Raw genomic sequence first — 22,861 nt, forward strand, 5'->3', positions numbered from 1 at the left:
ATACTTCCCCTGCCACTTGTACCACGCCGGACACCGTGCGCGGCGTGGGCCTCCGGCAGTGGGCGGCTCCGCCGCAGGTCAGCGGTATTCCGCGAATCTGGGGCGGATTCCGAGCAGGACCAGTGCCGCAGCGAGGCCGAGCGCCCCCGCGGGCACCGCGGGCCAGCCGTCGAGGGCGCCGTGGGCGTCGTCGGCGTGCTGCGTGAAGTCGGCCAGCTGCCGGTCGGCGAGGCGCTCCAGGGTGGTGGAGAAGTCCCAGAAGTCGAAGGCGACGTTGCCGCGGCCGACCTCGGTGAGCACCACCGCGCCCTCCTCGGTGTCGCCCTGCTTCTTGAGCGAGCGCAGCCTGTCGTCGTCGGCGCGGAAGTTCGCGTAGCGGCCGAGCATGTCCTGGTAGGCGGGGCGCTCCTGCGCGGTCGCGTGGCCGTCCGGGGTCAGGAGCCCGTCGAGCCGCTCGGTGAGGGTGTCGAACTGCGCCTCGTCGGCCTCGCCGAAGGCGCTGTCGTGCACGAACCAGCGGCTCTCGGTCGCCGCGGCCTGCGAGGCGACGGCGCCGGCCTCGGCGAGGTCCGTCCAGGGCCGCAGCCCTTGGCTGCTCGCGGTGTCCACCGCGTCGGCGGCGGCGTTCATGGCCAGCGCCCCGGCCAGGGTGACGGCGAGTGTCGCGGCGGTCGCGACGAGCAGCGCCGGGTTGAAGCGCCTGCGGTAGTCGCGGGCCAGCTCCCACTGCCACCACAGCAGCAGCAGGACGGCGAGCGCGCCCAGCACCCCGACCGCCGCGCCCCAGCGCACGGCGGCGTGCCGCGCGGTGTCGCGCTGCCGGTCGGCCTGCTGCTGGTAGTCCGCCGACAGGGCGTCGGCGAGCGGCAGCAGCCGGGTGTGCATGATGCTGCCCGCCGAGACGTTCATGGCGACGGCGAAGCGCGGCGGGTGGCCGACGGTCTGGTCGGGCTGCTGCTCGGCGACGTAGCGGGCGCGCCCGCTGAGGTCGTCGTACTGCCCGAGGCCGTCGAGCAGCTGCGCCACCCGCGTGCCCTGGCCGGGGTCGCCGCCGAGCTCGCGGAGCAGTTCGCTCACCAGGGCGCGGTCCCGCTGCGCGGTGATCAGGGCGTTGAGCTGGTTGCCGACGATCACGTCCGGGTCGTCCGCGGAGCGGCCGGGGGCGAGGGTGTCGGCGCGCTGCGCGTCGAGGTCGGCGAGCGCGGAGCGCAGCTGCGCGGCCGCCGAGGCGCGGTCGGTCACGGTGCTGCCGAAGCGGGCGGTGGCGTGCCGTACGGAGATCGCGCCGGCGACCGCGACCGCGCACAGCACGCCCAGCGCCACCAGGACGGCGACGGTACGGGCGGCGAGCCGCCGCGACCCGCCGCGGGTCGGCCGCGGCCTGCGGCGCGCCCGGTAGGTCTCCGCCGGGCTCGCCGGCTGCGCGGCGGGCTCTTCGGTGTCGGGGGCCTCCTGGGCCGGCGGGGCCGTCCGAGCCGACGCCTGGGACATCGTCATGCCGTGACGCTAGGCGCGGGGCGGGAAAGGGCGGTGGCCTGCGGGCGACCGAGGGGTGTCCTGGACGTAACAGAACTGCCGCGAAAATACGGGGAGTTGATGTCCGCGGCGGCTCGGTGCGGGCGGTCAGGGGGCGTCCGCGGGCTCCTGCCCGGTGGGCTCCTGCTCGTCGGGAGGCCGCCACAGCGGGTGCTCCTCGCGCGCCCACCAGCGCGGTACGTATCCGGTGCGCAGGCCCCGGCGGGCCTCCGGGTCCTGCAGCGCGAACCACACGTGCCCGGCGATGACGGCGGCGAAGGCCAGCGCGAGCCAGTCGTGCACGAAGGTGGAGCCGGTGCGCCAGACCAGCGGGGCCAGCCGCGGGAACCACATGACCACCCCCGTGCCCGCCATGACCAGCAGCGCCCCGGTCGCGAAGGCCGCGTAGAGCTTCTGGCCCGCGTTGAACTTGCCCGCGAGGCTGGGCTCGCGCCTGCGGTGGCGCAGTGCGACGCGCAGCCAGCGCCAGTCGTGCGGGAAGAAGCGGCCGAGGCGGCCGGTGTCGGCGCGGAAGGCGCGCGAGGCCAGGCCCAGCAGCACGGGCAGCGGCACGGCGATCCCGGAGTACTCGTGCACGGTGACCAGGAGCCGGCGGCGCCCGACGATCTCGGCGAGCTGCGGCAGGTACAGGCACGCGCCGGTGGCGACGCACACGCCCATCAGCCAGGTGACCGAGCGGTGCACCCAGGTCTCGGCGCGGGTGAAGCGGCGCAGCCCGGTGGCGCGGGCGGGCTTCGGGCGCGGGGTCACGGCGGTCATGAGGTGGGGTCGTCGCGGCGGCCGTTGGACTTGCCCACCCAGCCGTCGACGTCGTAGCCGTAGTGCTCCCAGTAGCCGGGCCGGACGTCCTTGGTGACGGTGATGCCGGACAGCCACTTCGCGGACTTGTAGAAGTACATCGGCGCCACGTAGAGCCGGACCGGGCCGCCGTGGGCGGCGCTGACGGGCTTGTCGTCCATGGTCAGCGCCACCAGCACGTCGGCGCGGCGGGCCTGCTCCAGCGTCAGGCTCTCGGTGTAGACGCCGTCGAAGCAGGTGAAGCGGACGGCTGTGCCGCCGGAGCGCACCCCGGCGGCGTCCAGCAGGGTCGACAGCCGCACCCCGGAGAAGGCGGTGTGCGGCACCCGCCAGCCGGTGACGCACTGCACGTCGCGCACCAGCCGGGTCTGCGGCAGGGCGCGCAGGTCGGCGAGCCGGAATTGGGCGGGGCGGTCGACCAGGCCGCCGAGGGTGAGGCGGTAGTCGCTCTCGCCGCGGTGCGGCACGGAGTTGGAGACCGAGTAGAAGCGGAATCCGCCGCCGCCGGGCAGCAGCGAGGTCACCCCGGTGGGGTCCTTGGCGCTCACCGACGCCAGGACCGAGTCGAGCCGGTCCTGCACCGCGCCGCCGACGGCGACCCCGGCGACGCCGAGCCCGAGCATGCCGAACACCGTGCGCCGCCCCACGGGGCTGCCGCGGCCCTCCTCGGCTCCGGGGCCGGGAGGTGTGTCCGGTGGCGGCGTGCGGTCGTCCATGGGTCGATTCGAGCACGCCGGCGGCCGTCTGGCCAGGGCCCCCGGCGGGCCGTCAGACTTCCGTCATCTCCGGGCGGGCCGCCGGGCCTGCGGCACCCGGGCCAGCAGCCGGACGAGGGCTTCGTTGAAGGCGTCGGGGCGCTCCAGGTTGGGCATGTGGCCCGCGTCCTCGACGACGGTGAGGGTCGCGCCGGGGATGTGCCGGTGCAGGAACTCCGCGTCGCGGACGGGGGTGAAGACGTCCTCGCGGCCGACGACGACCAGGGCGGGCACCGCGATCCCGGCGAGGGAGGCGGTGTAGTCGGGGCGTTCGGCCCGGCCGCGCAGCGCGGCGGCGGCGCCCTGCGGCGGGGCGGCGAGCATCATGCCGAGCACGTGGTCCGCGACTTCCGGCCGCCGCGCGAGCGTCCCGGGGCAGACCATCGAGCCGAGCACCTCGCGGGCGTACGGGGCCGTCCCCTCGCGCTCCAGCCGGTCGGCGCGGGCGTACCGCTCCTGCCGGCCCTCCTCGGTGTCGGCCTGCGCGAAGGTGTCGGCGAGGACGAGTCCGGCGACGCGTCGCGGGAAGCGCCGGTGGAATTCCAGGGCGATCTGACCTCCCATCGACAGCCCGCACACCACCGCTTCGTGGATTTCGAGGTGGTCGAGCAGTGCCGCGAGGTCACGGGCGAAGGTGCCGAGCGGGGTGCTGCCGGGGACGACCTGGCTGCCGCCGTAGCCGCGCAGGTCGGGGGTGACGACCCGGTGGCCGGGGGCGGCGTCCTGCTGCGGTGCCCACATGGTGCGGTCGAAGGGGTGTCCGTGGATCAGCAGCAGGGCGCAGCCGTCGCCGCCCGTGTCGCCGTAGGTCATGCTGATGCCGTTGACGAAAGCCGTGTTCACCTGCGGTTTCCCCCTTGTGGTGGTTGCTGGTCCGATGCTAGGCAGAGGGCAATCAGCGGAGCAATGACCGGCTTTGATGTCGGAGCAATGTGCCGGTGCCCCGACGGGTGGCACGGGCGGGCGGGGAGCGGGCATGGCGCGGGATTTCCGGCAGGTGGCCGACACGGTCGCGGCTCGGATCGCGGCGGGGCGGCTGCGCCCCGGCGACCGGCTGCCGACGCAGCGGGCGTTCGCCCGGCGGTACGGCGTCGCCGAGTCGACGGCGAGCCGGGTGTACGCCGAGCTGACACGGCGGGGCCTGGTCGTCGGCGAGGTGGGGCGCGGCACCTTCGTGCGGGCCGCGCCGCCCGCGGCCGACCCGGCGCTCGCCGAGCCGGGCACCGCCCGCGTCGACCTGGAGCTCAACTACCCCGTCACGCGCGGCCAGCCGGAGCTGCTGGCGGCCGGGCTCGCCCGGCTGGCGAGGCCCGACGTGCTGGGCGCCGCGCTGGGTCCGTCCGGGGCGGGCGGTACGGCCGCGGCGCGCGCCGCGGCGGCGGAGCTGCTCGCCCGGCCGGGCTGGGCGCCGGACCCGGCGGGCATCCTCTTCGCCGGCAACGGGCGGCAGGCGATCGCCGCGTGCGTGGCCGCGCTGGTGCGCCCCGGCGGGCGGCTGGGCGTCGAGGCGCTGACGTATCCGGTGGTCAAGGCCGTCGCGGCGCGGCTCGGAGTGACCCTGGTGCCGCTGGAGTGCGACGCGGAGGGGCTGCTGCCCGGCGCGCTGCTCGCCGCGCACCGGGCCGCGCCGCTCGGCGGGCTCTACGTCCAGCCGACGCTGCACAACCCGCTGGGCACCACCATGGGGGCCGGGCGGCGGGCCGAACTGGCGGCGGCGCTGCGGGAGTCGGGGCTGCCCGCCGTGGAGGACGCGATCTGGGCCTTCCTGCGGCCGGATGCGGCCCCGCCGCTGGCCGCGTACGCGCCGGAGCGGGTCGTGCTGGTCGACAGCCTCTCCAAACGCCTCGCGCCGGGTCTGACGGTCGGCTTCGCGGCGACCCCGGCGGCGCTCACCGCTCGGGTGTCGGCCGCGCTGCGCTCCGGCGGCTGGACGAGCGCCGGGTACGCGCTGGCCGCGGCGACCGGGTGGATCGGCGACGGCACCGCCGCGGCCCTGAGCGCGGCCAAGCGGGAGGACGCGGCGCTGCGCGGCGAGCTGGCAGCGGAGGCGCTGGCGGGGCTCGCGGTCCGGTCCGGCCCGTGCTCGTACTTCTGCTGGCTGGAGCTGCCGCCGCCGTGGCGGGCCGACACCTACGTGGCCGCCGCCGCCCGGCGCGGCATCGCGGTGACGCCCGCGGCCTCCTTCGTGGTGGGCTCGCACAGCACGCCGGCCGCGGTGCGCGTCGGGCTGGCCTCTCCCCCGCCGCCGGTGCTGCGCCGGGCCCTCGACACGCTGGCCGAGCTGGTGCGGACCGGCCCGGACGACCTCGGGCCGGAGTGAGCGCTCCCCCGCCGGTCGGCGGCACCTGAGCCCCCACCGGCGTCCGCCCGCCCGCCGAACCGGCAGGTCAGCGACGCGACGCGCGACAAGTTGCGAGATTCCCCACATCGGGTGACGCTGATATCGCATCACGGAGTGCTGAAGCAGTCACTCTACGCAGTTCCGCTCAACTGTTCCCATCGGAGCGGCGTACGGCCGGCGCCCGCATGTGCGGGACCGTCCCAGCCGCGGAGGGAGTCGCAGCCGTGATCATGCAAGCGGACCAGACCGACCGGACCGACCCGACCCACCGAACACCCCGCGAGTGCGTCCTCGAACTGGACGCGCACCCGTACCGGATCCAGCAGATCCGCCGCATCGTGGCCGCGCAGCTGCGCTACTGGCGGCTCGATCCGCTGATCCAGCCCGCCGCGAGCGCCACCAGCGAACTGCTGGCCAATGTGCACCGGCACGCCCGGCCCGACAAGAAGTGCGGCGTCCGGCTGACCCTCGCCGACGACCGGCTGACCGTGGCCGTCACCGACAGCGACCCGCGGCTGCCGCAGCTGCGGCCCGTGGAGCCGATGGCCACCACCGGGCGCGGCCTGACCATGGTCGAGGCGCTGAGCGACACGTGGGGCACCGATCTGCTGCCGGGGGACGCGGGCAAGGTCGTGTGGTTCGTGCTGCGCACCCCGGTCGCGGTGCCGACGATGCTGCCGGTCCGCAACTCCGTACCGTTCGAGCGCGCCATGGCCGAGCCGCTTCCGGAGCCGGCCCTGGAACCCGTCACCGTGCCCGTCACCGGCACCGTCCCCGAACCGGCCGCTGTCGCTGCGGCGGCCTGACCGCGCGGGGCCGCCGGTGTGGGCGCCGGCCCCCGCGCACCGGGCGCCGCCTCCCCCGCGCATGGGGAGGCGGCGCCCGACGTCCACGCCCGCCACGCGGCCCCGACGGCCCGCAGGTTGTCCAGCCCCGTCCCCGACCTCGGGCAGCCCCGCCGCTGCCGGGGCGAGCCGGGGACTGAGCCCGGCGCCGCCGGTGGAGGCGGCACCCGAGGTGAGCGGTGGCCGTGCCGGCCGTCAGGCACCGTCCTTACCGCTGCTCCGGTCACGCGGGCCGCGGGCGAAGTGCTCTTCCAGCACCGACATGCGGCGCCAGTACTCCTCCTCGTCGATCTCGCCGGAGGCGAAGCGCCGGCCGAGCACCGCCAGCGGGCTGTGCTCGCTGCCGCCGCCCACCGAGGGCGGCCCGAACTGCCGCCACGGGGCGCCACGTCCGCGCCACGCCGTGCGGCGCAGCACGGTGACCACGGCGGCCACCGCGAACACCCAGATCAGGGGGAAGAAGAGGATCCACGGGCCGGGCCCGCCGTCGTGCCACGCCAGGGTGTCCATCGTCTGTCAGCTCCTCTGTCCTGCCGGGTTCTCCCGACACCACCGAGGCTCGCTTCTCCGGCCGCGGAAATCGTCGTACGGCCGGCGGCACCGCGGCTGCTCCGCGGGGAGTACGCCGCGAAGCGCCCGGCACCCGCGCGGGGGGGGGCGGGACCCCCGCCCCCCGCGCCGGGGTCAGCCGCCGAGGACGGCCAGCGGGTCGTCCAGCACCGGCTGCCAGGCCAGTTCGGCGGCGCCGACCAGGCTGTTGTGGTCCAGCGCGCAGGCCAGCACGGGCACGCTGCCGCTGCGGCCCCACAGGCTGTGGTCGGCGACGACCGCGCGCAGCGCCTCCGGGGCGGCGTCCAGCAGGTGGCGGTGCAGCCCGCCGAGCAGGATGCGGTCCGGGTTGAGGACGTTGACGAGCCCGGCGAGACCGCGCCCGAGCCGGTCGATCATCAGCAGCGCGGCGGCCCTGACGGCGGGGTCGGCGTACTCCGTACGGAGCAGGGCCGCGCTCTGGTCGAGCAGCGACACCTCGGGGCCCGGGGTCCGCCCGGCGGCCTCCAGGAAGGCCAGCGGATCGGCCTCGACGTCCAGGCAGCCGCGGCTGCCGCAGTAGCAGGGCCGCCCGTCGGGCCGCACCGTGAGGTGGCCGACCTCCAGCGCGAGGCCCGAACTCCCGGTGTGCAGGCGGCCGTCCAGCACCAGCGCGCCGCCGACGCCGCGGTGTCCGGAGGCGACCACCAGCAGGTGCTGGGCGCCGCGTCCGGCGCCGTGCCGGTGCTCGGCGAGCGCGGCGACGTTGACGTCGTTGCCGATGAAGGACGGGACCGGCCCGCCGTCCGGGCCCAGGATGCCCACCTCGGCGATCTGCCCGGCGAAGACCTCGGCGACCTGCGTACCGGCGGGCCAGGACAGATGCAGCGGGTTGAGCGCGAGGCCTTCGGGCTCGGCGATCGCGGACGGCACCGCGAGGCCCGCCCCGACGCACACCCGTCCGGACTCCCGCAGCAGTCCGGCGCCCGCCTCGACGACCGCGCCCAGCACGTGTGCGGCGTCGGCCGGCACGGTCATGGAGCCCGGCGCCGTCGCCACGATCTCGCCGCCGAGCCCCACGAGGGCGGCGCGGAAGCCGTCGGCGTGCACCTGCGCGGCGAGCGCGACCGGCCCACCGGGCGCGACGTCCAGCCGGTGCGAGGGGCGGCCCTGCGCGCCCGCCGGGCCGTTGGGCCGGGTGTCCACCCGGATCAGCCCCAGCGCTTCCAGTTCGGCGGCGACCGCTCCCGCCGTGGCCCTGGTCACCCCCAGCTCCGCGGTGAGCAGTGCGCGGGTCGCCGCGCGGCCGGTGTGCACGAGCGCGAGCGCGGGGCCGAGTGCTCCACGGCCCCGCTCCAGCCTTGTCCGAATCTGTGTCACCCCCCTATTCTCACTTTGTGCCGACACTGAACAAAATAGGGACGGCCCTGAGTCGATCTTCCCGACCGTCCCGACCTCCCCGTACCCCGACCACCGATCCCGCCCTGCGCCGGCTGCGCATCGCCCTGACCGTCTTCTTCGCGGTCGACGGCTTCCTCTTCGCGGGCTGGGTCGTCCGCATTCCCGCCATCAAAGCCCAGACCGGCGCCTCCGCGAGCCAGCTCGGGCTGGCGCTGCTCGGCGTGTCGGCGGGCGCGGTGGCCACCATGGTGCTCACCGGACGGCTCTGCCGCCGCTTCGGCAGCGACCGCGTCACCGTCGGCACCGCGATCATGCTGTCGCTGAGCATCGCCCTGCCGCCGCAGACCCACTCGGCACTGACCCTCGGCCTGGTCCTGCTGGTGTTCGGCATAGCGTACGGCGGTCTGAACGTCGCCATGAACAGCCTCGCCGTGGACCTCGTGACCGCACTGCGCCGCCCGGTCATGTCGTCCTTCCACGCCGCCTACAGCTGCGGCGGGCTCGTCGGCGCGGGCCTCGGCGGGCTGCTGGCGCCGCATCTGTCACCGGCCGTCCACCTGGCACTGCTCACCCCACTCGGCCTGGTCACCGCGCTGCTGACCGGCCGCATCCTGCTGGGCACCAGGCTCCAGCCGCCGCCCGAGCGGATCCCGCCGCAGGCGGCTCGGGCCTCCACGGCGGCCGCACCGACCGCACCGACCACGGCGGCCGAGCAGATCCCGGCGCAGGCCGCGCAGGCCCCCCGGCCGACCTCGCCGGAAACGATGCCGGGCGGCGGGACCCCCGCGTCCGTCACCGCACGCCATCCGGGGCTGCTGGTCGCGCTCTTCGGCCTGATCGCGGCCTGCTCGTCCTACGGCGAGGGGGCGCTCGCCGAGTGGGGCCCGCTGCACGTCCAGCAGGACCTGCACCGCGGCCCCGGCGTGGCCGCCGCCGGATACGCCGCGGTGACCCTGGCGATGACCCTCGGCCGGCTGTCCGGCACGACCCTGCTGCTGCGGTTCGGCCAGACCCGGGTGCTGGTGCTGGGCGGGCTGCTCGCCGCGGGCGGCATGCTGCTCGCCGCGCTGGCCCCGCTGCTGCCGCTGGTCGTCCTCGGCTTCGCGCTCACCGGGCTCGGGCTCTCCAACACCTTCCCGACCACGATCGCCCGCGCGGGCGCCCTGACCGGCCCGGGCGGCGTCGCCGCCGCGTCCACCTTCGGCTACGGCGGGCTGCTGCTGGGCCCGCCGACCATCGGCTTCCTCACCGACGCGGTGGGGCTGCCGGTCGCCCTCACGACCGTGTCGGCGCTGGGCGCAGTCGCGGCCGTGCTGGCGTACTCGGTGCGCAACCTGGGCCGTACGGAGGCCTGACGGCTCCGGGCGCATGCATGAGCCCCGCGGGCCGGCGGCCTGCGGGGCTCGTACGCGTACGGCGGGGACGCGGAACGGGGGGCCTTACGCCTCGGCGTGCTTCGGGAGCATCCGCTCCAGGACGGCGCGATGGCCGGGGCGGGCCTGGGCGTGGCGCGCGCGGCCGCTGTCGGTGATCGCGACGTAGACGCCGCGGCGGTCCTCCGAGCAGATGCCGCGGTCGACCAGGCCTTCCTTCTCCAGCCTGGCCACCAGCCGGGACAGCGCGCTCTGACTGAGGTGGACGCGGTCGGCCAGCTCCTGCACGCGGAAGGTGCAGCCGCCGTCCTCCGGGCCTCCGGAGAGCACGTCGAGCACCTCGAAGTCGCTCGCGCACAGACCGTACTGGGTCAGTTCGCGGTCCAGTTCGCAGGCCGTGCGGGCGTGGATGGCGAGGATCTCCCGCCATTCGCGCTCCAGCGCACGCTCGTCCTTGTCCACTGCCATGCCCGCAGGGTAGCAGGAAACGGACCCCGATGCACGGTAATTAAATGCGCTTGCATCTCATGCGCTTGCATGTAATCTACCGATCATGACCTCTCCGTCCGCCACGTCCACCACCGTCCCCCGCGCGCAGGACAGATGGAGCGCCCTCCAATGGGGCACGCTCCTCGTGCTGTGCGCCGCGCTCTTCCTCGACGCCCTCGACGTCTCGATGGTCGGCGTGGCCCTCCCCTCCATCGGCTCGGAACTGAACCTGTCGACCACCTCGCTGCAGTGGGTCGTCAGCGGCTACATCCTCGGATACGGCGGCCTGCTGCTGCTCGGTGGCCGCGCGGCCGACCTGCTCGGCAGGCGCCGGGTCTTCCTGGTCGCGCTCGGCGTCTTCGCCGTCGCCTCACTGCTCGGCGGCCTCGTCGACTCCGGCTCGCTGCTCATCGCCACCCGCTTCGTGAAGGGCCTGAGCGCCGCCTTCACCGCTCCCGCGGGCCTGTCGATCATCACCACCAGCTTCGCCGAGGGCCCCATCCGCAACCGCGCCCTGACGATCTACTCCAGCTGCGGCGCGACCGGCTTCTCCATGGGCCTGGTGCTCTCCGGCTTCCTCACCGAGGCCGGCTGGCGCTGGACGATGCTGCTGCCCGCACCGGTCGCGGTGATCGCCCTGATCGCCGGCCTCAAGCTGATCCCGCGCACCCCGCGGGAGAGCACGCAGGGCCGCGGCTACGACCTGCCGGGCGCGGTGACCGGCACCGCGTCGATGCTGCTGCTGGTCTTCACCGTCGTCTCCGCCTCCAGCGCCGGCTGGACGTCGGCCCGCACCCTGGGCTCCTTCGCCGTCGTCGCGGTGCTGCTCGCGGCCTTCACCGCCATCGAGAACCGCTCCTCCTCACCGCTGATCCGGCTCGCCGTGCTCCGCTCGTCCACGCAGGTGCGGGCCAACCTGGGGGCCGCGACCTTCTTCGGCTCCTACGTCGGCTTCCAGTTCCTGGTCACCCAATACCTGCAGAACGTGCTCGGCTACAGCGCCATGCAGACCGCGCTGGCCTTCCTGCCCGCCGGCTCGCTGGTGGCGATCCTCTCCACCCGGATGGGCCCGGTCGTCGACCGGTTCGGCACCCCGAGGGTGACCGCGTTCGGCTTCGTGTCGCTCGTCATCGGCTACGTGCTCTTCCTGCGCATCGACCTGCACCCGAGCTACGCCGCCGTCATCCTGCCCTCGATGCTGCTGCTCGGCGGGGCCTTCGCCACGGCCTTCCCCGCGCTCAACATCCAGGCCACCAACGGCGTCAAGGACCACGAGCAGGGCATGGTCTCCGGCCTGCTCAACACGTCCTTCCAGGTCGGCGGTGCGATCTTCCTCGCTGTGGTGACGGCGGTGGTCACCGCCAACACCGACACCTCCGGCGCCGCGGCCGGCAGCAAGCAGGCGGTGCTGGACAGCTACCGCCCCGCGCTGTGGGTCGTCACCGTCATCGGCTTCGTCGGCCTGCTGCTCACCCTGACCGGTCTGCGCAGGCGGCGCCCGTCGTACGGCATCCTCGTCGCCTCGTCCGAGGGCGACGAACGGGCACGGCAGGCCGCCGCGGAGCGGGAGGCCACCGAGCACGACGCGGTGGCGTCCGCGGGCGCGTCCCGCACCGACGGCGACGGCCCCGTCCGCGCCTGAACGCGGCGTGCCCGCGGTACGGGGGCGGGCACGCGACCGGCCACCGGCCCCGCGCGCGAAGGCGCGCGGGGCCGGTGGCGCGCTCCGGTGCGGGGTTCGCGGGCCGGGCTTGCGAACTGATTCGGGGGCTGGGCTTCGTGGCGGCGAGGACGCGGGGGGCATCGCGCCCCGGGCTTGCGGGCCGGACGCGCGGGCCGGGCTCCGCGGCGGCACGGACGCCGGGGCTCGCGGCCTCTGCGCGGAAGGGCCCGCGGGCTCGCGGGGCTCGTGGGGCGGGATCAGCCGAGCCAGCCGGGGCGGACCAGGCCGGATTCGTAGGCCAGGACGACCAGTTGGGCGCGGTCGCGGGCGCCGAGCTTGACCATGGCCCGGCTGACGTGCGTCTTCGCCGTGAGCGGGCTGACGACCAGGCGGCGCGCGATCTCCTCGTTGGACAGGCCGATGCCGACCAGCGCCATGACCTCGCGCTCGCGGTCGGTGAGCCCGTCGAGCGCGCCCGCGGCCGCGGGCTCCTTCGACCGGGCGGCGAATTCGGCGATCAGGCGCCGCGTCACACCCGGCGAGAGCAGCGCGTCACCGGCCACCACCGCGCGCACGGCGCGCAGCAGTTCGGCCGGCTCGGTGTCCTTGACCAGGAAGCCCGACGCGCCCGAGCGGATCGCCTCGAAGACGTATTCGTCCAGCTCGAAGGTGGTCAGGACGACGACCTTCACGTCCGCCAGCGCCGCGTCGCCGGTGATGTCGCGGGTCGCCGCGAGGCCGTCCATCAGCGGCATGCGGATGTCCATCAGAACGGCGTCGGGCCGCAGTTCGCGCACGACGTGCAGCGCCTCCCGGCCGTCCGCGGCCTCCCCCACCACCTCGATGTCGGCCTGGGCGTCGAGCAGCGCCCGGAAACCGGCCCGCACCAGCATCTGGTCGTCGGCCAGCACGACGCGGATCATGAACGCTCCTCGGCGGCCGGCCCGGCCGCGCGGTCGGTGGCGTCCTCGGCCGGGCCGCCAGGGCCGGCAGGCTCCCCGGCCACGGCTTGGCCGCCGAGCGGGAGGCGGGCGCGGACCCGGAAGCCGCCGTCGGGGCGCGGGCCCGTCTCGACCGTGCCGCCCAGCGCGGCGGCACGCTCGCGCATGCCGACCAGGCCGTTGCCGCCACCGGTCTCTCCGCCTGTCCCACCGCCCGCTCCGCCGCCCGCGGAGGCGGGGCCGTCGTCGTCCACCTGGACCTGCAGCAGGCCGGGCCGGTAGGCGAGGTGGACCCGGGCGGTGCGCGCACCGGAGTGCCGCACCACGTTGGTCAGCGCCTCCTGGACGATACGGAAGGCGGCGAGGTCGGCGCCGGGCGGCAGCCCGACCCGCTCCCCCTCGACGGACACCTCGGCCCGCAGCCCGGCCGCGGTGGCCTGCTCGACCAGTTCGGGCAGCCGGTCCAGCCCGGGGGCGGGCGCGCGCGGCGCCTCGCTGCCCGGGGTGCGCAGCGCGCCCAGCACCTGGCGCACCTCCCCCAGGGCCTCCTTGCTCGCCGCCTTGATGGTGGTCAGCGCGGTACGCGCCTGCTCGGGCCGCTCGTCCATGAGCGCCAGGGCGACACCGGCCTGGACGTTGATCAGCGAGATGCTGTGCGCCAGCACGTCGTGCAGCTCCTGCGCGATCCGCAGCCGCTCCTCGTCCGCCCGGCGCCGCTCGGCCTCGGCCCGCTCCCGCCGCTCGCGGGCGATCCGCTCGCGCCGCACCCGGAAGAGCTCGGCCGCGGCCAGCACCGCCGCCAGCCAGGCGGCGACACCCGAGACCTCCGTCCACGACGCCCGGGTGTCGCCGGAGGGCGGCAGCCAGCGGTAGAGCCACAGCACGACGAGCGCGTGGGCGGCGAAAGCGCTACCCGCCACGACCAGCACGCCCTTGCGGTGCCCGGCGGCCACCGCGCTGAAGAACGCCACGACGAGGCTCGCGAAGACCGGCCCGTACGGATAGCCGAGCACGACGTAGAGCAGCGTGACCACGGCGACGCCCGCGGCGACGGGGACGGGCGCGCGGCGACGCAGCAGCAGCAGCGCGGGGCCCGCCAGCAGCAGCAGGTAGCCGAGCCGGTCGAGGTCGACGCGTACGGACTGGTGCCGCCCGGCCGCGCCGGAACCGGCGGTCTGGAGAAAGGCCAGCAGCACGACCGGGAGCCACAGCGACAGCGCACCGCGGCGGCGCTCCCGAGCGGACGCGGGCCCGTGCCCGCCGCGCGGCGGCCCCGGGTGCACCTCGTACGTCATGCGACCACGCTAGACCGCGGGGACCGGGGGCGGCGTCCGCTGCGCGGGGGCGGTGCGGCTACTCCCCGGGGAGTACGTCTCGGGCCGCCGCGGCGAGGGCCGGCTCGCCGGAAGCGGCGGCGGGCGCCAGCCCGACCTGGGCGCCGAGCGCGGCGGCGGCCTGCTCGAAGAACGGGCCGCGCGCCTCGACCACCCGGTTGAACTGCCCGAACAGCTCGAAACTGACGATCCCGAAGAGCTGGGCCCAGACGGCGACCAACGCGGCCACCACGGCTGTCGGCAGCTCGGGCGCGAGTTCCGCGGCGAGCCGGCGGGCGTCGGCCGCCACGGGTCCGGCGAGCGGGCGGCCGACGGGCTCGCCGAGCAGCCCGGCGGCGTGGGCGTCGCGCACGACGGAGACGAGGGCGAGCGGCACCCGGGAGGCGGGGCCCACGGTGGTCTGCGGCGCGGCGTACCCGGGCACCGGCGAGCCGTAGATCAGGGCGTACTCCTGCGGATGCGCGACCGCCCAGTCGCGGACCGCGCAGCAGACCGCCTGCCAGCGGTCGGCCGGTCCGGCGCCCTGCGCCTTCACCCCGGCGACCACCGCCGCGGCGGCGCGGTCCCGGGCGTCCGCGTCGGCCCGGGCGAGCGCCCGCTCCGCCGCCTCGCCGACCGCGTCGTACGCGTCGATGATGAGAGCGGTGAGCAGGTCGTCCCGGGAGGGGAAGTAGCGGTAGAGGGCGGAGGACGCCATCCCCAGCTCCCGCGCGACGGCACGCAGCGAAAGCCCGGACGACCCGTGGGCGGCGAGCTGGCTGCTCGCCTCCTCCTTGATCGCCTCGGTGATCTCGGCCCTGGCCCTTTCCCTGGCTCCCTTGATGGCACTCATCCCCCCAGTGTGCCATCAAGCGAGAGCGATGACCACAAACGCGACCGCCGAAAAGAAACGAGAGCGGTGCTCTTGCTTTCCGGGGCGGCCGGGGAGCACACTGTTCTCAAGCGAGAGCACCGCTCACACATGGGGAGCGGGCGACAGGAACGACAGAGCAGAAGGAGTGGCCGACATGTCCGAGCAGGCCCTGCACGTCCGCAAGCCCGGCTGGATCACCGTGAACGTCGTCAACCGCGCGGTCGCGTTCCTGACCCGCCGCGGGCTGAGCGTCTGGGGCTCACGGGTCCTGGCAGTCAAGGGCCGCAAGAGCGGCGAGTGGCGGACGACCCCGGTCAACGTGCTGACGCTGGAGGGCAAGCGCTATCTGGTCGCCCCGCGCGGGCATGTGCAGTGGACGCACAACATGCGGGCGGCGGACGGCGGCGAGCTGCGCCTCGGCAGGAAGGCGGAGGCGTTCGGCGCGGTGGAGATCGGTGACGACGAGAAGGTGCCGGTGCTGCGCGCCTACCTCAAGCGCTGGAAGGCGGAGGTCGGGGTCTTCTTCGACGGCGTCGGCCCGGATTCGACGGACGAGCAGCTGCGCGCGATAGCCCCCAGGCACCCGGTGTTCCGCGTCACCGAACCGGGTGAGCGTACGGGCGCGGGTGCGGGTGCCGGCGCGTGAGGGCGCGGAAGTGCGGGAGCGCGCGGAAAGGGTGCGGCGGGGTGGCCCGCGCCGCCGTCCGGGCGGCCGTCCCAGGGGAGCGGCCGCCCGCGGCCGGCGGTCAGGCGCGGCCGAGGCTGTCCAGCGCGCGCCGGGCGACGGGGTGGGTGCGGACGATCTCGGCGAGCGACCGCTTGCCGCTGGTGATGCCCGCGAACGCCCGCCAGGCCGGCGGGAAGGTGGTCAGCGCCGTGTGGAAGAGCCCCGGCCGCTGCTCGAAGACGCCGAGCAGCCGGCGTCCGACGCCCATCTCGACGCCGAGGCCCGCCTTGACGGCGAAGGCGTAGTTGAGCGCCTGCCGCCGGGCGTCCACCGCGTCGTGCGCCTCGGCGATGCGTACGGCCCACTCCCCCGCGAGCCGGCCGGAGCGCAGCGCGTAGGAGATGCCCTCGCGCGTCCAGGGCTCCAGCAGCCCGGCCGCGTCACCGCAGACCAGCACCCGGCCGCGGGAGAGCGGTGAGTCGTCGGCGCGGCAGCGGGTGAGGTGCCCGGTGGAGACGCTGGGCTCGAATCCGGCGAGCCCGAGCCGGGCGATGAAGTCGTCCAGGTAGCGCTTGGTGGCACCGCCGTCGCCGCGGGCCGAGATCACTCCGACGGTGAGGGAGTCCCCCTTGGGGAAGACCCAGCCGTAACTGCCGGGCAGCGGGCCCCAGTCGATCAGCACCCGGCCGGCCCAGTCCTCCGCCACGGCGGGCGGGACGGGGATCTCCGCCTCCAGGCCGAGGTCGACCTGGTCGAGCTTGACGCCGACGTGTGCTCCTATCCGGCTGGCGCTGCCGTCGGCGCCGATGACCGCGCGGGCGTAGACGATCTCCTCGTCCCGCTTGCCGGAGGCACCGCCGCTGCCGCTCGCGCTCACGACGACCGCGACCGTGCGCCGGTCCGGCACCCCGGGGCCGTGCTGCTCGACCCGGGAGACGGTCACCCCGGTGCGCACCTCGGCGCCCGCCTCGCGGGCGGCGTCGACGAGCGCGGCGTCGAACTCCGGGCGGTTGACGAGGCCGAAGAGCATCTGCCGTGAGCGCTTGGTCCTGGTCCGGCGGCCGTTGAGGCTGAAGGTGACCGCGTGCACCCGCTCGCGCAGCGGGAGATCGAAGCCGGGCGGCAGTGCGTCCCGCGAGGGGCCGATGAGGCCGCCGCCGCAGGTCTTGTACCTGGGGAGTTCGGCTTTCTCCAGCAGCAGGACGCGCCGCCCGGTGACCGCCGCCGCGTGCGCCGCCGACGCTCCGGCGGGGCCCGCGCCGATCACCACGACGTCCCAGACCCCCGGCGTCTCCCCGTCCTGCGCTGCGCTGTCCTGCGCCGCCTGCTCACCGCTCACGTCTGATCCGCTCCCGCTCGGCCCGTCCGTCGTCACCCCTGCTCAGGGCATCCTATTGCGCCCGCCGGACCGGACTTGCTGTGGCACCATCGGCAGCGACCGTCGTGTGCACCACCGAGCGCCGCGACCCGCCGATTCCTACGAGGAGCAGCCCATGCCGTCCGTTCCGCTGTCCGAGACCGTGGCCTCGCTGATGCCCCGCGCGCGTACCGAGCTGGCGGAGCTGGTGTCCTTCGCCTCGGTGGCCGACGAGCGCCAGTACCCGCGCAGCGAGAGCGAGAAGGCGGCGGCCTGGGTGGCGGCGGCACTGCGCGGCGAGGGCTTCCAGGACGTGGCGCTGCTGGACACCCCGGACGGCACGCAGTCGGTCTACGGCCTGCTGCCCGGCCCGGAGGGCGCCCCCACGGTGCTGCTCTACGCGCATTACGACGTGCAGCCGCCGCTGGACGAATCGGCGTGGCTGACACCGCCGTTCGAGCTGACCGAGCGCGACGGGCGGTGGTACGGCCGGGGCGCCGCCGACTGCAAGGGCGGGGTGCTCATGCATCTGACGGCGCTGCGGGCGCTCGCCGCGCAGGGCGGGGTGCCGGTCACCGTCAAGGTGATCGCGGAGGGTTCGGAGGAGCAGGGCACCGGCGGGCTGGAGCGCTACGCCGAGGCGCACCCGGAGCTGCTGACCGCGGACGCGATCGTGATCGGCGACGCGGGCAACTTCCGGGTCGGGCTGCCGACGGTCACCTCGGTGCTGCGCGGCATGGCGCAGCTGGAGGTCCGGGTGGCCACGCTCGAAGGCAACCTGCACTCGGGCCAGTTCGGCGGCGCGGCGCCGGACGCGCTGGCGGCGCTGATCCGCATGCTCGACTCGCTGCGCGACGCGTCCGGCGCGACCACGGTCGCCGGCCTGGACGGCTCGGGCACCTGGGCGGGCCTGGAATACCCGGAGGAGGACTTCCGGCGGGACGCCAAGGTGCTCGACGGCGTCGGGCTGGTCGGTACGGGCACGGTCGCCGACCGGCTCTGGGCCCGGCCCTCGGTGACGGTGATGGGCATCGACGCCCCCGCGGTCGTCGGCGCGACCCCGTCGGTGCAGGCCACCGCCGGTGCCCGGGTGAGCGTGCGGGTGCCCCCCGGCATGACGGCGGAGCACGCCGCGACGGCGCTGGAGGAGCACCTGCGGGCGGCCGCCCCGTGGGGAGCCCAGGTCGAGGTGAAGCACTGCGGCAGCGGCCAGCCCTTCCAGGCCGACACGAGCAGCCCGGCGTACACGGCGATGGCCGAGGCGATGCGCGAGGCGTACGGGCAGGAGATGGCCATTGCGGGGCAGGGCGGTTCGATCCCGCTGTGCAACACGCTCGCGACGCTCTATCCGCAGGCGGAGATCCTGCTGATTGGGCTGAGCGAGCCGGAGGCCCAAATCCACGCGGTCAACGAGAGCGTGTCGCCGCAGGAGCTGGAGCGGCTGTCGCTCACCGAGGCGGTCTTCCTGCAGCGCTACGCGGCCTCGAAGGCGTCGTAGCCGCAGCGGGCCCCGGCCCCCTTGCCTCCTGCGGACGCTGGGGCAGGGGGGCCGGTGACACCGCGGGGTCACTGCGCGGGGTGGCCGGCTTCGAGGTTGAGCGGGCGGCCCTGTTCGCGGGCGCGCAGGGCCCAGCGCAGCCGGTCGAGCCGGACGGGCGGCAGCAGGCCCGCGGCCTCGTCCTCGGTGACGAAGCGCCAGTCGCGCAGCTCGGCCGGGGGCAGCAGCAGCCGGCCGATGTCGGCGGTGGGCATGCGTCCGCCGTCGAAGATCAGCCGCAGCCCGCCGTGCCCGGCGGGGTGCGGGGGTTCCCAGTCGACGACGAGGAGTTCCAGGCTGCCGGTCAGCTCGATGCCGAGTTCCTCGGCGACCTCGCGGTGCCCGGCTGCGGCCGGTGACTCGCCGCGCTCGACGATCCCGCCGGGGAATTCCCAGCCCGATTTGTAGGTGGGGTCGACCAGCAGCACCCGGTCGGCGTCGTCGAAGAGGAGCACTCCGGCGGCGACCGTCTCGGCCCGCGGCTCGGGTGTCTGGACGATCCCGCACGCGCCCTCGCCCCGGGCGAGCGCTTCGGCGATCCGCAGCGCGGTCTGCCGCGGCGTCAGGCCGGCGGTGGCCAGCACGTGCGCGTCCCGGGTGAGCCAGGGCAGCGCGTCGAGGTAGTCGGGCACGCGTTCCAGCGCCCAGCGGCAGGCCGCCTCGTCGGCCGGTGAAGGGTCCGCCGCACGCGGGTCGTCCGGGCCGTGCGGGTCGTCCGCGCGGTCCGCGGTGCCGGTAGGGTCCCGGTGCCCGGTACGGGCGGCGATGCGATGACGCAGGATCGTTTCTCCGGGATCCAGCACGAAATGTCTGACCTCGATCCCGCGCGCCGCCAGACGGCCGAAGATCTCGTCCCGGTACTCCTGCCTCAGCAGCGCCATCGGCACCACGAGCACCCCGCCGACCTCGGCGAGCAGCCCGGCCGCCGCCTCCGTCACCAGCCGCCGCCAGAGAGTGAGTTCCTGGTAGTCGGTGACCTCCTGGAGCCGCTTCTCGGGCAGCAGTTGCCGCAGGCAGCCCGCGAGGACGTCGGGGTCGTACAGGGTGCTTTCCGGTATGAGGTCGAGCAGTTCGCGCGCGGCGGCGCTCTTGCCCGCGCCGAACGCCCCGTTCACCCAGATGATCACGGTGCCCCCTTCTCCGTCGACCCCTACGAATTGCCCGGATCATCGGCACCGGCAAACGCGTCCGCACCCGCTGCCCCGCGCAGCGGGCGCAGCAGCCGGTGGGGGGCGGCCATCGCGGCGGCGACCGGGTCGGAGCGGCGCGGGCGGCCGTCGGGGGCGGGCGTGCGCATCTCGACGTCGCCCGGGGCCACCTGGGCGAGCCCGCAGTGCGGGCAGCCGCCGGTCATGTCGAGCCGGGTGCCGCAGGCGGCGTGGTGGAAGGTCCGGGACGGCGCCCCGTCGGTCGCGTACTCGCCGCCCCACCGGATCAGCGCGTGCAGCGGCGGCCACAGGCGGATCCCGGCGTCGGTCAGGACGTAGTCGTAGCGCGGCGGCGCCTGCTGGTAGGCGACCTTGCGCAGCACCCCGGCGTCCGTCAGCGCCGCCAGCCGCGCGGTGAGCACGGCCCGCGGGATGTCCAGGTGGACCAGGAAGTCGTTGAACCGCCGCACGCCGTAGAAGGCGTCCCGCAGGATCAGCAGGCTCCAGCGCTCCCCGACGATCTCCAGGGCGCGGGCGAGGGAGCAGTCCTGCTTGGCGTAGTCCGTACCGAGTGCCATGGGGCCAGCCTACCGCCGTCCGCCATCAAAGGTTCAGTGAACAGACTCACGTGCTAGGCTGCCGCCCGACGGTGAGTTCAATGACGAAACTCACCCTGCAACGGCACCCCACGGACCGACCGCACCCGCGGAGGAACCCCATGAACGCCCAGGCCGCACCCGCCGCTCCCACCTCCCCGTACGCGCCGCACGGCCCGGACGGCGCCGCCGACGCCCCCGGCGCCGGGCTGACCCTGCTGACCGTCAACCTCGGCACCCTCGTGACGCTGATGGCCTTCACCGCCCCCGCCACCACGCTCGCCGCCACCGCCCAGGGCCTGCACTCCGGTCCCGTCGCCCAGACCTGGATGCTCACCGGCACCCCCGTCGGCCTCGCCGCCCTGCTGCTGACGATGGGCAGCACCGCCGACGCGCGCGGCCGGCGGCGCACCTTCGCCGCGGGGGCCGTCCTGCTCCTGCTGGCCACCGTGCTGGCGGCCGCGGCACCCACCACCGCCGTCTTCCTGGCCGGCCGCATCCTCCAGGGCGCCGCCAGCGCCGCCGTGCTGGCCTCGGGCCTCGGCCTGATCGCCGCCACCCACCCGGCGGGCCACCGGCGGATACGGGCGCTCGGCCTGTGGGGCGCGATGATCGGCGCCGGGGTGGCCGTCGGCCCGGTCTACGCCGCGGTGCTGACGCAGGCCTGGGGATGGCGCTCGCTCTACTGGGGCCTGGCACTGCTGTCGGTGCCGGTCGCGGCGCTCACCGCCGCCGTCCCCGAATCCCGCGCCGCCCGCCCCCGGCGACTCGACCCGGCGGGCGCGGTCACCCTCGGCGCGGGCGTCGGCGCGCTCGTGGCCGGCTTCGGCGAGAGCCGCGGCGGCTGGCTGCACCCGGCGGTACTGGTGCTGGTCGCCGTGGCCGCCGCGGCACTCGCCGCCTTCGCCGCGGTCGAGCGCCGGGTGGCCGAACCGATGCTGGACCCGGCGCTGTGGCGCAGCCCCGCCTTCCTCGCGTCCGGCATCGCCGCACTGGTCAACGGCCTCGCCCTGGTCGGGGTGTTCAGCTATCTGCCGACCATCGTGGAGGGCGTGCTCGGCACCGGAGCGGTCGCCACCAGCATGCTCTTCCTGGTCTGGTCGGGCCTGTCGGCGGTGGCCGCCCTGCTCGCCCGCCGCCTTGCCCCGTACCTCAGCGCGGGCGCGCAGGCCGCGCTCGGGCTGACCGTCGCCGCGGCAGGCCAGGCGGGCCTGTACGGCCTGCACACCGGCGGCTCGTACGGCAGGCTCTTCCCGGCCCTGGCGGTGGGGGGCATCGGCAGCGGCATCCTCAACGCCGCGCTGGCCCGGCTCGCCGTCTCCAGCGTGCCGGCCGACCGCAGCGCCATGGGCTCGGGCGCCAACAACACGGCCCGCTACGTCGGTTCCGCACTCGGCGTCGCGCTCACCGTCTCGGTGGTGGCCGCCGCGCACGGCTCCTCCCCCGCCGCCGCACTGGCCGCGGGCGGCAACCACGCCTTCCTGCTCAGCGCCGCCGCGTGCCTGGCCGGTGCCGCCGCCGTCCTGCTGCTGGCCCGCCGCGCGGACCGCGCCGCGGGCTGAGGCGGGCCGCCGCACCGCGCGCGCCGGGCTCAGGCACCCCGCATACCGCGCGGGGCGCCGGCCCGGCGGCGGCCGTACGCCTCAGCCCCCGACGAAGCCCGCCAGCCCCAGCCCCTGGGCCGCCGCGGCGGCCGCACCGACCAGGCCCGCGTCCGTGCCCAGCTTGGCCGGGACGACGTCGACACCCGCGGCGAAGGACAGCGTCGCGTAGCGCGCGAGGTGCTCGCGCAGCGGGTCGAAGAGCACCGGGCCCGCACCGGCCACCCCGCCGCCGATGACGGCGACGTGGATCTCCACCAGCGTCGCGGTCGCGGCGATGCCGGCCGCGAGCGCCTGCGCGGCGCGGTCGAAGGACGCCAGCGCGAGCGGGTCACCGGCCCGCGCGGACTCGCCGACGGCCGCCGCCGTCGGCGCGGCGCCCGCGGGCGGGGTCCAGCCGGACTCCACCGCGCGGCGGGCGATGTTGGGGCCGCTGGCCAGCCGTTCGACGCAGCCGCGCGAGCCGCACGGGCACGCGTCGCCGTCGAGGTCGACGCTGATGTGCCCGATGTGCCCGGCATTGCCGGTCGGGCCGGGCAGCAGCGTGCCGCCGAGCACCAGCCCGCCGCCGACCCCGGTGGACACCACCATGCACAACGCGTTGTCGTAGCCGCGTGCCGCGCCCTGCCAGTGCTCGGCGGCGGTCATCGCGACCCCGTCGCCGGCCAGCACCACCGGCAGCCCGCCGGCCGCCTCGGCGACCCGGGGGACGAGCGGGAAGTCCCGCCAGCCGGGCACGTTGACCGGGCTGACGGTGCCGTGCACGGCGTCCACCGGGCCCGCGCTGCCTATGCCGACGGCGACGGCCGCGTCCCACTGCGGGGCGGCGCGCAGCTCGCCGACCACCTCGGCGACGGCCCGCATGACCGTCTCGCCGTCGCCCCCGGGGGGCGTCGGCCGCAGCGACCGCGTGACCAGGCGGCCGTCGGTGTCGACGAGCGCCCCGGCGATTTTCGTACCGCCGATGTCCAGTGCGGCCACGAGTGGACCGGTCACGCCGTGCAGGTGCATCGCTTCGGGGTCTCCTTCGGTGTGGTGCGGGGTCGCACAGGGTCTCGTGCGAGGTGGCGCCGCGGTTGTGCGGGTGCCGTGCGGGGC

General features: G+C 75.6%; 21 protein-coding genes. 7 read left to right on the forward strand and 14 right to left on the reverse strand.

The annotated features are described in order from the left end of the window. Window positions 1-78 precede the first annotated feature (78 nt). The 4 genes from ACH4SL_RS32060 to ACH4SL_RS32075 all read right to left on the reverse strand — a co-directional run bounded on the left by ACH4SL_RS32060 (window position 79) and on the right by ACH4SL_RS32075 (window position 3,932). Window positions 79-1,497: a hypothetical protein gene (locus ACH4SL_RS32060; protein ID WP_398452231.1), complete on the reverse strand. Its 1,419-nt coding sequence runs from the start codon at window positions 1,495-1,497 to the stop codon at window positions 79-81. A gap of 126 nt (window positions 1,498-1,623) precedes the next feature. Next, window positions 1,624-2,295 carry a cytochrome b/b6 domain-containing protein gene (locus ACH4SL_RS32065; RefSeq protein WP_398452234.1) on the reverse strand — a complete coding sequence of 224 codons (672 nt, stop codon included), beginning with the start codon at window positions 2,293-2,295 and terminating at the stop codon, window positions 1,624-1,626. After that, window positions 2,292-3,050, reverse strand: coding sequence for a molybdopterin-dependent oxidoreductase (locus tag ACH4SL_RS32070; protein WP_398452237.1), 759 nt, complete (start codon window positions 3,048-3,050; stop codon window positions 2,292-2,294). The genes ACH4SL_RS32065 and ACH4SL_RS32070 overlap by 4 nt, the downstream gene beginning before the upstream one ends. A 63-nt stretch (window positions 3,051-3,113) precedes the next feature. Beyond that, on the reverse strand, window positions 3,114-3,932 hold the full coding sequence (locus tag ACH4SL_RS32075; protein ID WP_398452239.1) for an alpha/beta fold hydrolase: 819 nt from the start codon (window positions 3,930-3,932) through the stop codon (window positions 3,114-3,116). A 133-nt stretch (window positions 3,933-4,065) separates the two neighbouring features. Between ACH4SL_RS32075 and ACH4SL_RS32080 the strand changes: the two genes are divergently transcribed. Together ACH4SL_RS32080 and ACH4SL_RS32085 are read left to right on the forward strand one after the other, a co-directional pair. Then, window positions 4,066-5,409 (forward strand): PLP-dependent aminotransferase family protein, encoded by a 1,344-nt coding sequence (locus ACH4SL_RS32080; RefSeq protein ID WP_398452241.1) that lies wholly within the window; start codon window positions 4,066-4,068, stop codon window positions 5,407-5,409. Window positions 5,410-5,660: 251 nt separating this feature from the next. Further along, window positions 5,661-6,236, forward strand: a complete 576-nt coding sequence (locus ACH4SL_RS32085) for an ATP-binding protein (protein ID WP_398452632.1) — start codon at window positions 5,661-5,663, stop codon at window positions 6,234-6,236. Window positions 6,237-6,470: 234 nt separating this feature from the next. Here ACH4SL_RS32085 and ACH4SL_RS32090 read toward each other — a convergent pair whose 3' ends face one another. Both ACH4SL_RS32090 and ACH4SL_RS32095 read right to left on the reverse strand, forming a co-directional pair. Next, window positions 6,471-6,785, reverse strand: coding sequence for an SHOCT domain-containing protein (locus ACH4SL_RS32090; protein ID WP_398452245.1), 315 nt, complete (start codon window positions 6,783-6,785; stop codon window positions 6,471-6,473). A 174-nt stretch (window positions 6,786-6,959) separates the two neighbouring features. After that, a complete protein-coding gene (locus ACH4SL_RS32095; protein WP_398452248.1) occupies window positions 6,960-8,183 on the reverse strand; it encodes an ROK family protein in 1,224 nt (407 codons plus the stop codon). A gap of 17 nt (window positions 8,184-8,200) precedes the next feature. On the opposite strand from ACH4SL_RS32095, the gene ACH4SL_RS32100 reads away from it, so the two are divergent. Beyond that, window positions 8,201-9,559: an MFS transporter gene (locus tag ACH4SL_RS32100; protein ID WP_398452251.1), complete on the forward strand. Its 1,359-nt coding sequence runs from the start codon at window positions 8,201-8,203 to the stop codon at window positions 9,557-9,559. Window positions 9,560-9,643: 84 nt separating this feature from the next. On the opposite strand, the gene ACH4SL_RS32105 is transcribed toward ACH4SL_RS32100, so the two are convergent. Further along, the gene (locus ACH4SL_RS32105; RefSeq protein ID WP_398452254.1) at window positions 9,644-10,045 is read right to left on the reverse strand and encodes a MarR family winged helix-turn-helix transcriptional regulator; all 402 of its coding nucleotides are present in this window, start codon (window positions 10,043-10,045) and stop codon (window positions 9,644-9,646) included. Between the two features lie 85 nt (window positions 10,046-10,130). Here ACH4SL_RS32105 and ACH4SL_RS32110 point away from each other — a divergent pair, with 85 nt between their 5' ends. Beyond that, window positions 10,131-11,708, forward strand: coding sequence for an MFS transporter (locus ACH4SL_RS32110; protein WP_398452256.1), 1,578 nt, complete (start codon window positions 10,131-10,133; stop codon window positions 11,706-11,708). A 278-nt stretch (window positions 11,709-11,986) separates the two neighbouring features. Here the strand turns inward: ACH4SL_RS32110 and ACH4SL_RS32115 are convergent, their stop codons facing one another. From ACH4SL_RS32115 to ACH4SL_RS32125, 3 genes are read right to left on the reverse strand one after another with little or no spacing between them, the layout of a single operon-like run. Then, the gene (locus ACH4SL_RS32115) at window positions 11,987-12,652 is read right to left on the reverse strand and encodes a response regulator (protein ID WP_398452259.1); all 666 of its coding nucleotides are present in this window, start codon (window positions 12,650-12,652) and stop codon (window positions 11,987-11,989) included. After that, a complete protein-coding gene (locus tag ACH4SL_RS32120) occupies window positions 12,649-13,965 on the reverse strand; it encodes a sensor histidine kinase (RefSeq protein WP_398452262.1) in 1,317 nt (438 codons plus the stop codon). The genes ACH4SL_RS32115 and ACH4SL_RS32120 overlap by 4 nt, the downstream gene beginning before the upstream one ends. 58 nt (window positions 13,966-14,023) lie before the next feature. Next, on the reverse strand, window positions 14,024-14,836 hold the full coding sequence (locus ACH4SL_RS32125) for a TetR/AcrR family transcriptional regulator (protein ID WP_398452266.1): 813 nt from the start codon (window positions 14,834-14,836) through the stop codon (window positions 14,024-14,026). Window positions 14,837-15,011: 175 nt separating this feature from the next. Here ACH4SL_RS32125 and ACH4SL_RS32130 point away from each other — a divergent pair, with 175 nt between their 5' ends. Further along, window positions 15,012-15,503, forward strand: a complete 492-nt coding sequence (locus tag ACH4SL_RS32130; protein ID WP_398452270.1) for a nitroreductase/quinone reductase family protein — start codon at window positions 15,012-15,014, stop codon at window positions 15,501-15,503. Window positions 15,504-15,603: 100 nt separating this feature from the next. Here ACH4SL_RS32130 and ACH4SL_RS32135 read toward each other — a convergent pair whose 3' ends face one another. Beyond that, window positions 15,604-16,863 (reverse strand): geranylgeranyl reductase family protein, encoded by a 1,260-nt coding sequence (locus ACH4SL_RS32135; RefSeq protein ID WP_398452275.1) that lies wholly within the window; start codon window positions 16,861-16,863, stop codon window positions 15,604-15,606. 154 nt (window positions 16,864-17,017) lie between these two features. Here ACH4SL_RS32135 and ACH4SL_RS32140 point away from each other — a divergent pair, with 154 nt between their 5' ends. After that, window positions 17,018-18,379 carry a dipeptidase gene (locus tag ACH4SL_RS32140; RefSeq protein ID WP_398452278.1) on the forward strand — a complete coding sequence of 454 codons (1,362 nt, stop codon included), beginning with the start codon at window positions 17,018-17,020 and terminating at the stop codon, window positions 18,377-18,379. A 68-nt stretch (window positions 18,380-18,447) separates the two neighbouring features. Here ACH4SL_RS32140 and ACH4SL_RS32145 read toward each other — a convergent pair whose 3' ends face one another. Together ACH4SL_RS32145 and ACH4SL_RS32150 are read right to left on the reverse strand one after the other, a co-directional pair. After that, window positions 18,448-19,545: an NUDIX domain-containing protein gene (locus ACH4SL_RS32145; protein ID WP_398452281.1), complete on the reverse strand. Its 1,098-nt coding sequence runs from the start codon at window positions 19,543-19,545 to the stop codon at window positions 18,448-18,450. Between the two features lie 23 nt (window positions 19,546-19,568). Then, window positions 19,569-20,144 carry a winged helix-turn-helix transcriptional regulator gene (locus ACH4SL_RS32150; protein ID WP_398452284.1) on the reverse strand — a complete coding sequence of 192 codons (576 nt, stop codon included), beginning with the start codon at window positions 20,142-20,144 and terminating at the stop codon, window positions 19,569-19,571. 140 nt (window positions 20,145-20,284) lie between these two features. Between ACH4SL_RS32150 and ACH4SL_RS32155 the strand changes: the two genes are divergently transcribed. Further along, complete coding sequence (locus ACH4SL_RS32155) at window positions 20,285-21,724, forward strand: MFS transporter (protein WP_398452286.1); 1,440 nt, start codon at window positions 20,285-20,287, stop codon at window positions 21,722-21,724. Window positions 21,725-21,805: 81 nt separating this feature from the next. On the opposite strand, the gene ACH4SL_RS32160 is transcribed toward ACH4SL_RS32155, so the two are convergent. Next, window positions 21,806-22,774, reverse strand: coding sequence for an ROK family protein (locus tag ACH4SL_RS32160; protein WP_398452288.1), 969 nt, complete (start codon window positions 22,772-22,774; stop codon window positions 21,806-21,808). Window positions 22,775-22,861 lie beyond the last annotated feature (87 nt).

It is taken from the genome of Streptomyces sp. NPDC021020 (genome assembly GCF_044333285.1).
In the GTDB taxonomy this organism is placed as follows: domain Bacteria; phylum Actinomycetota; class Actinomycetes; order Streptomycetales; family Streptomycetaceae; genus Actinacidiphila.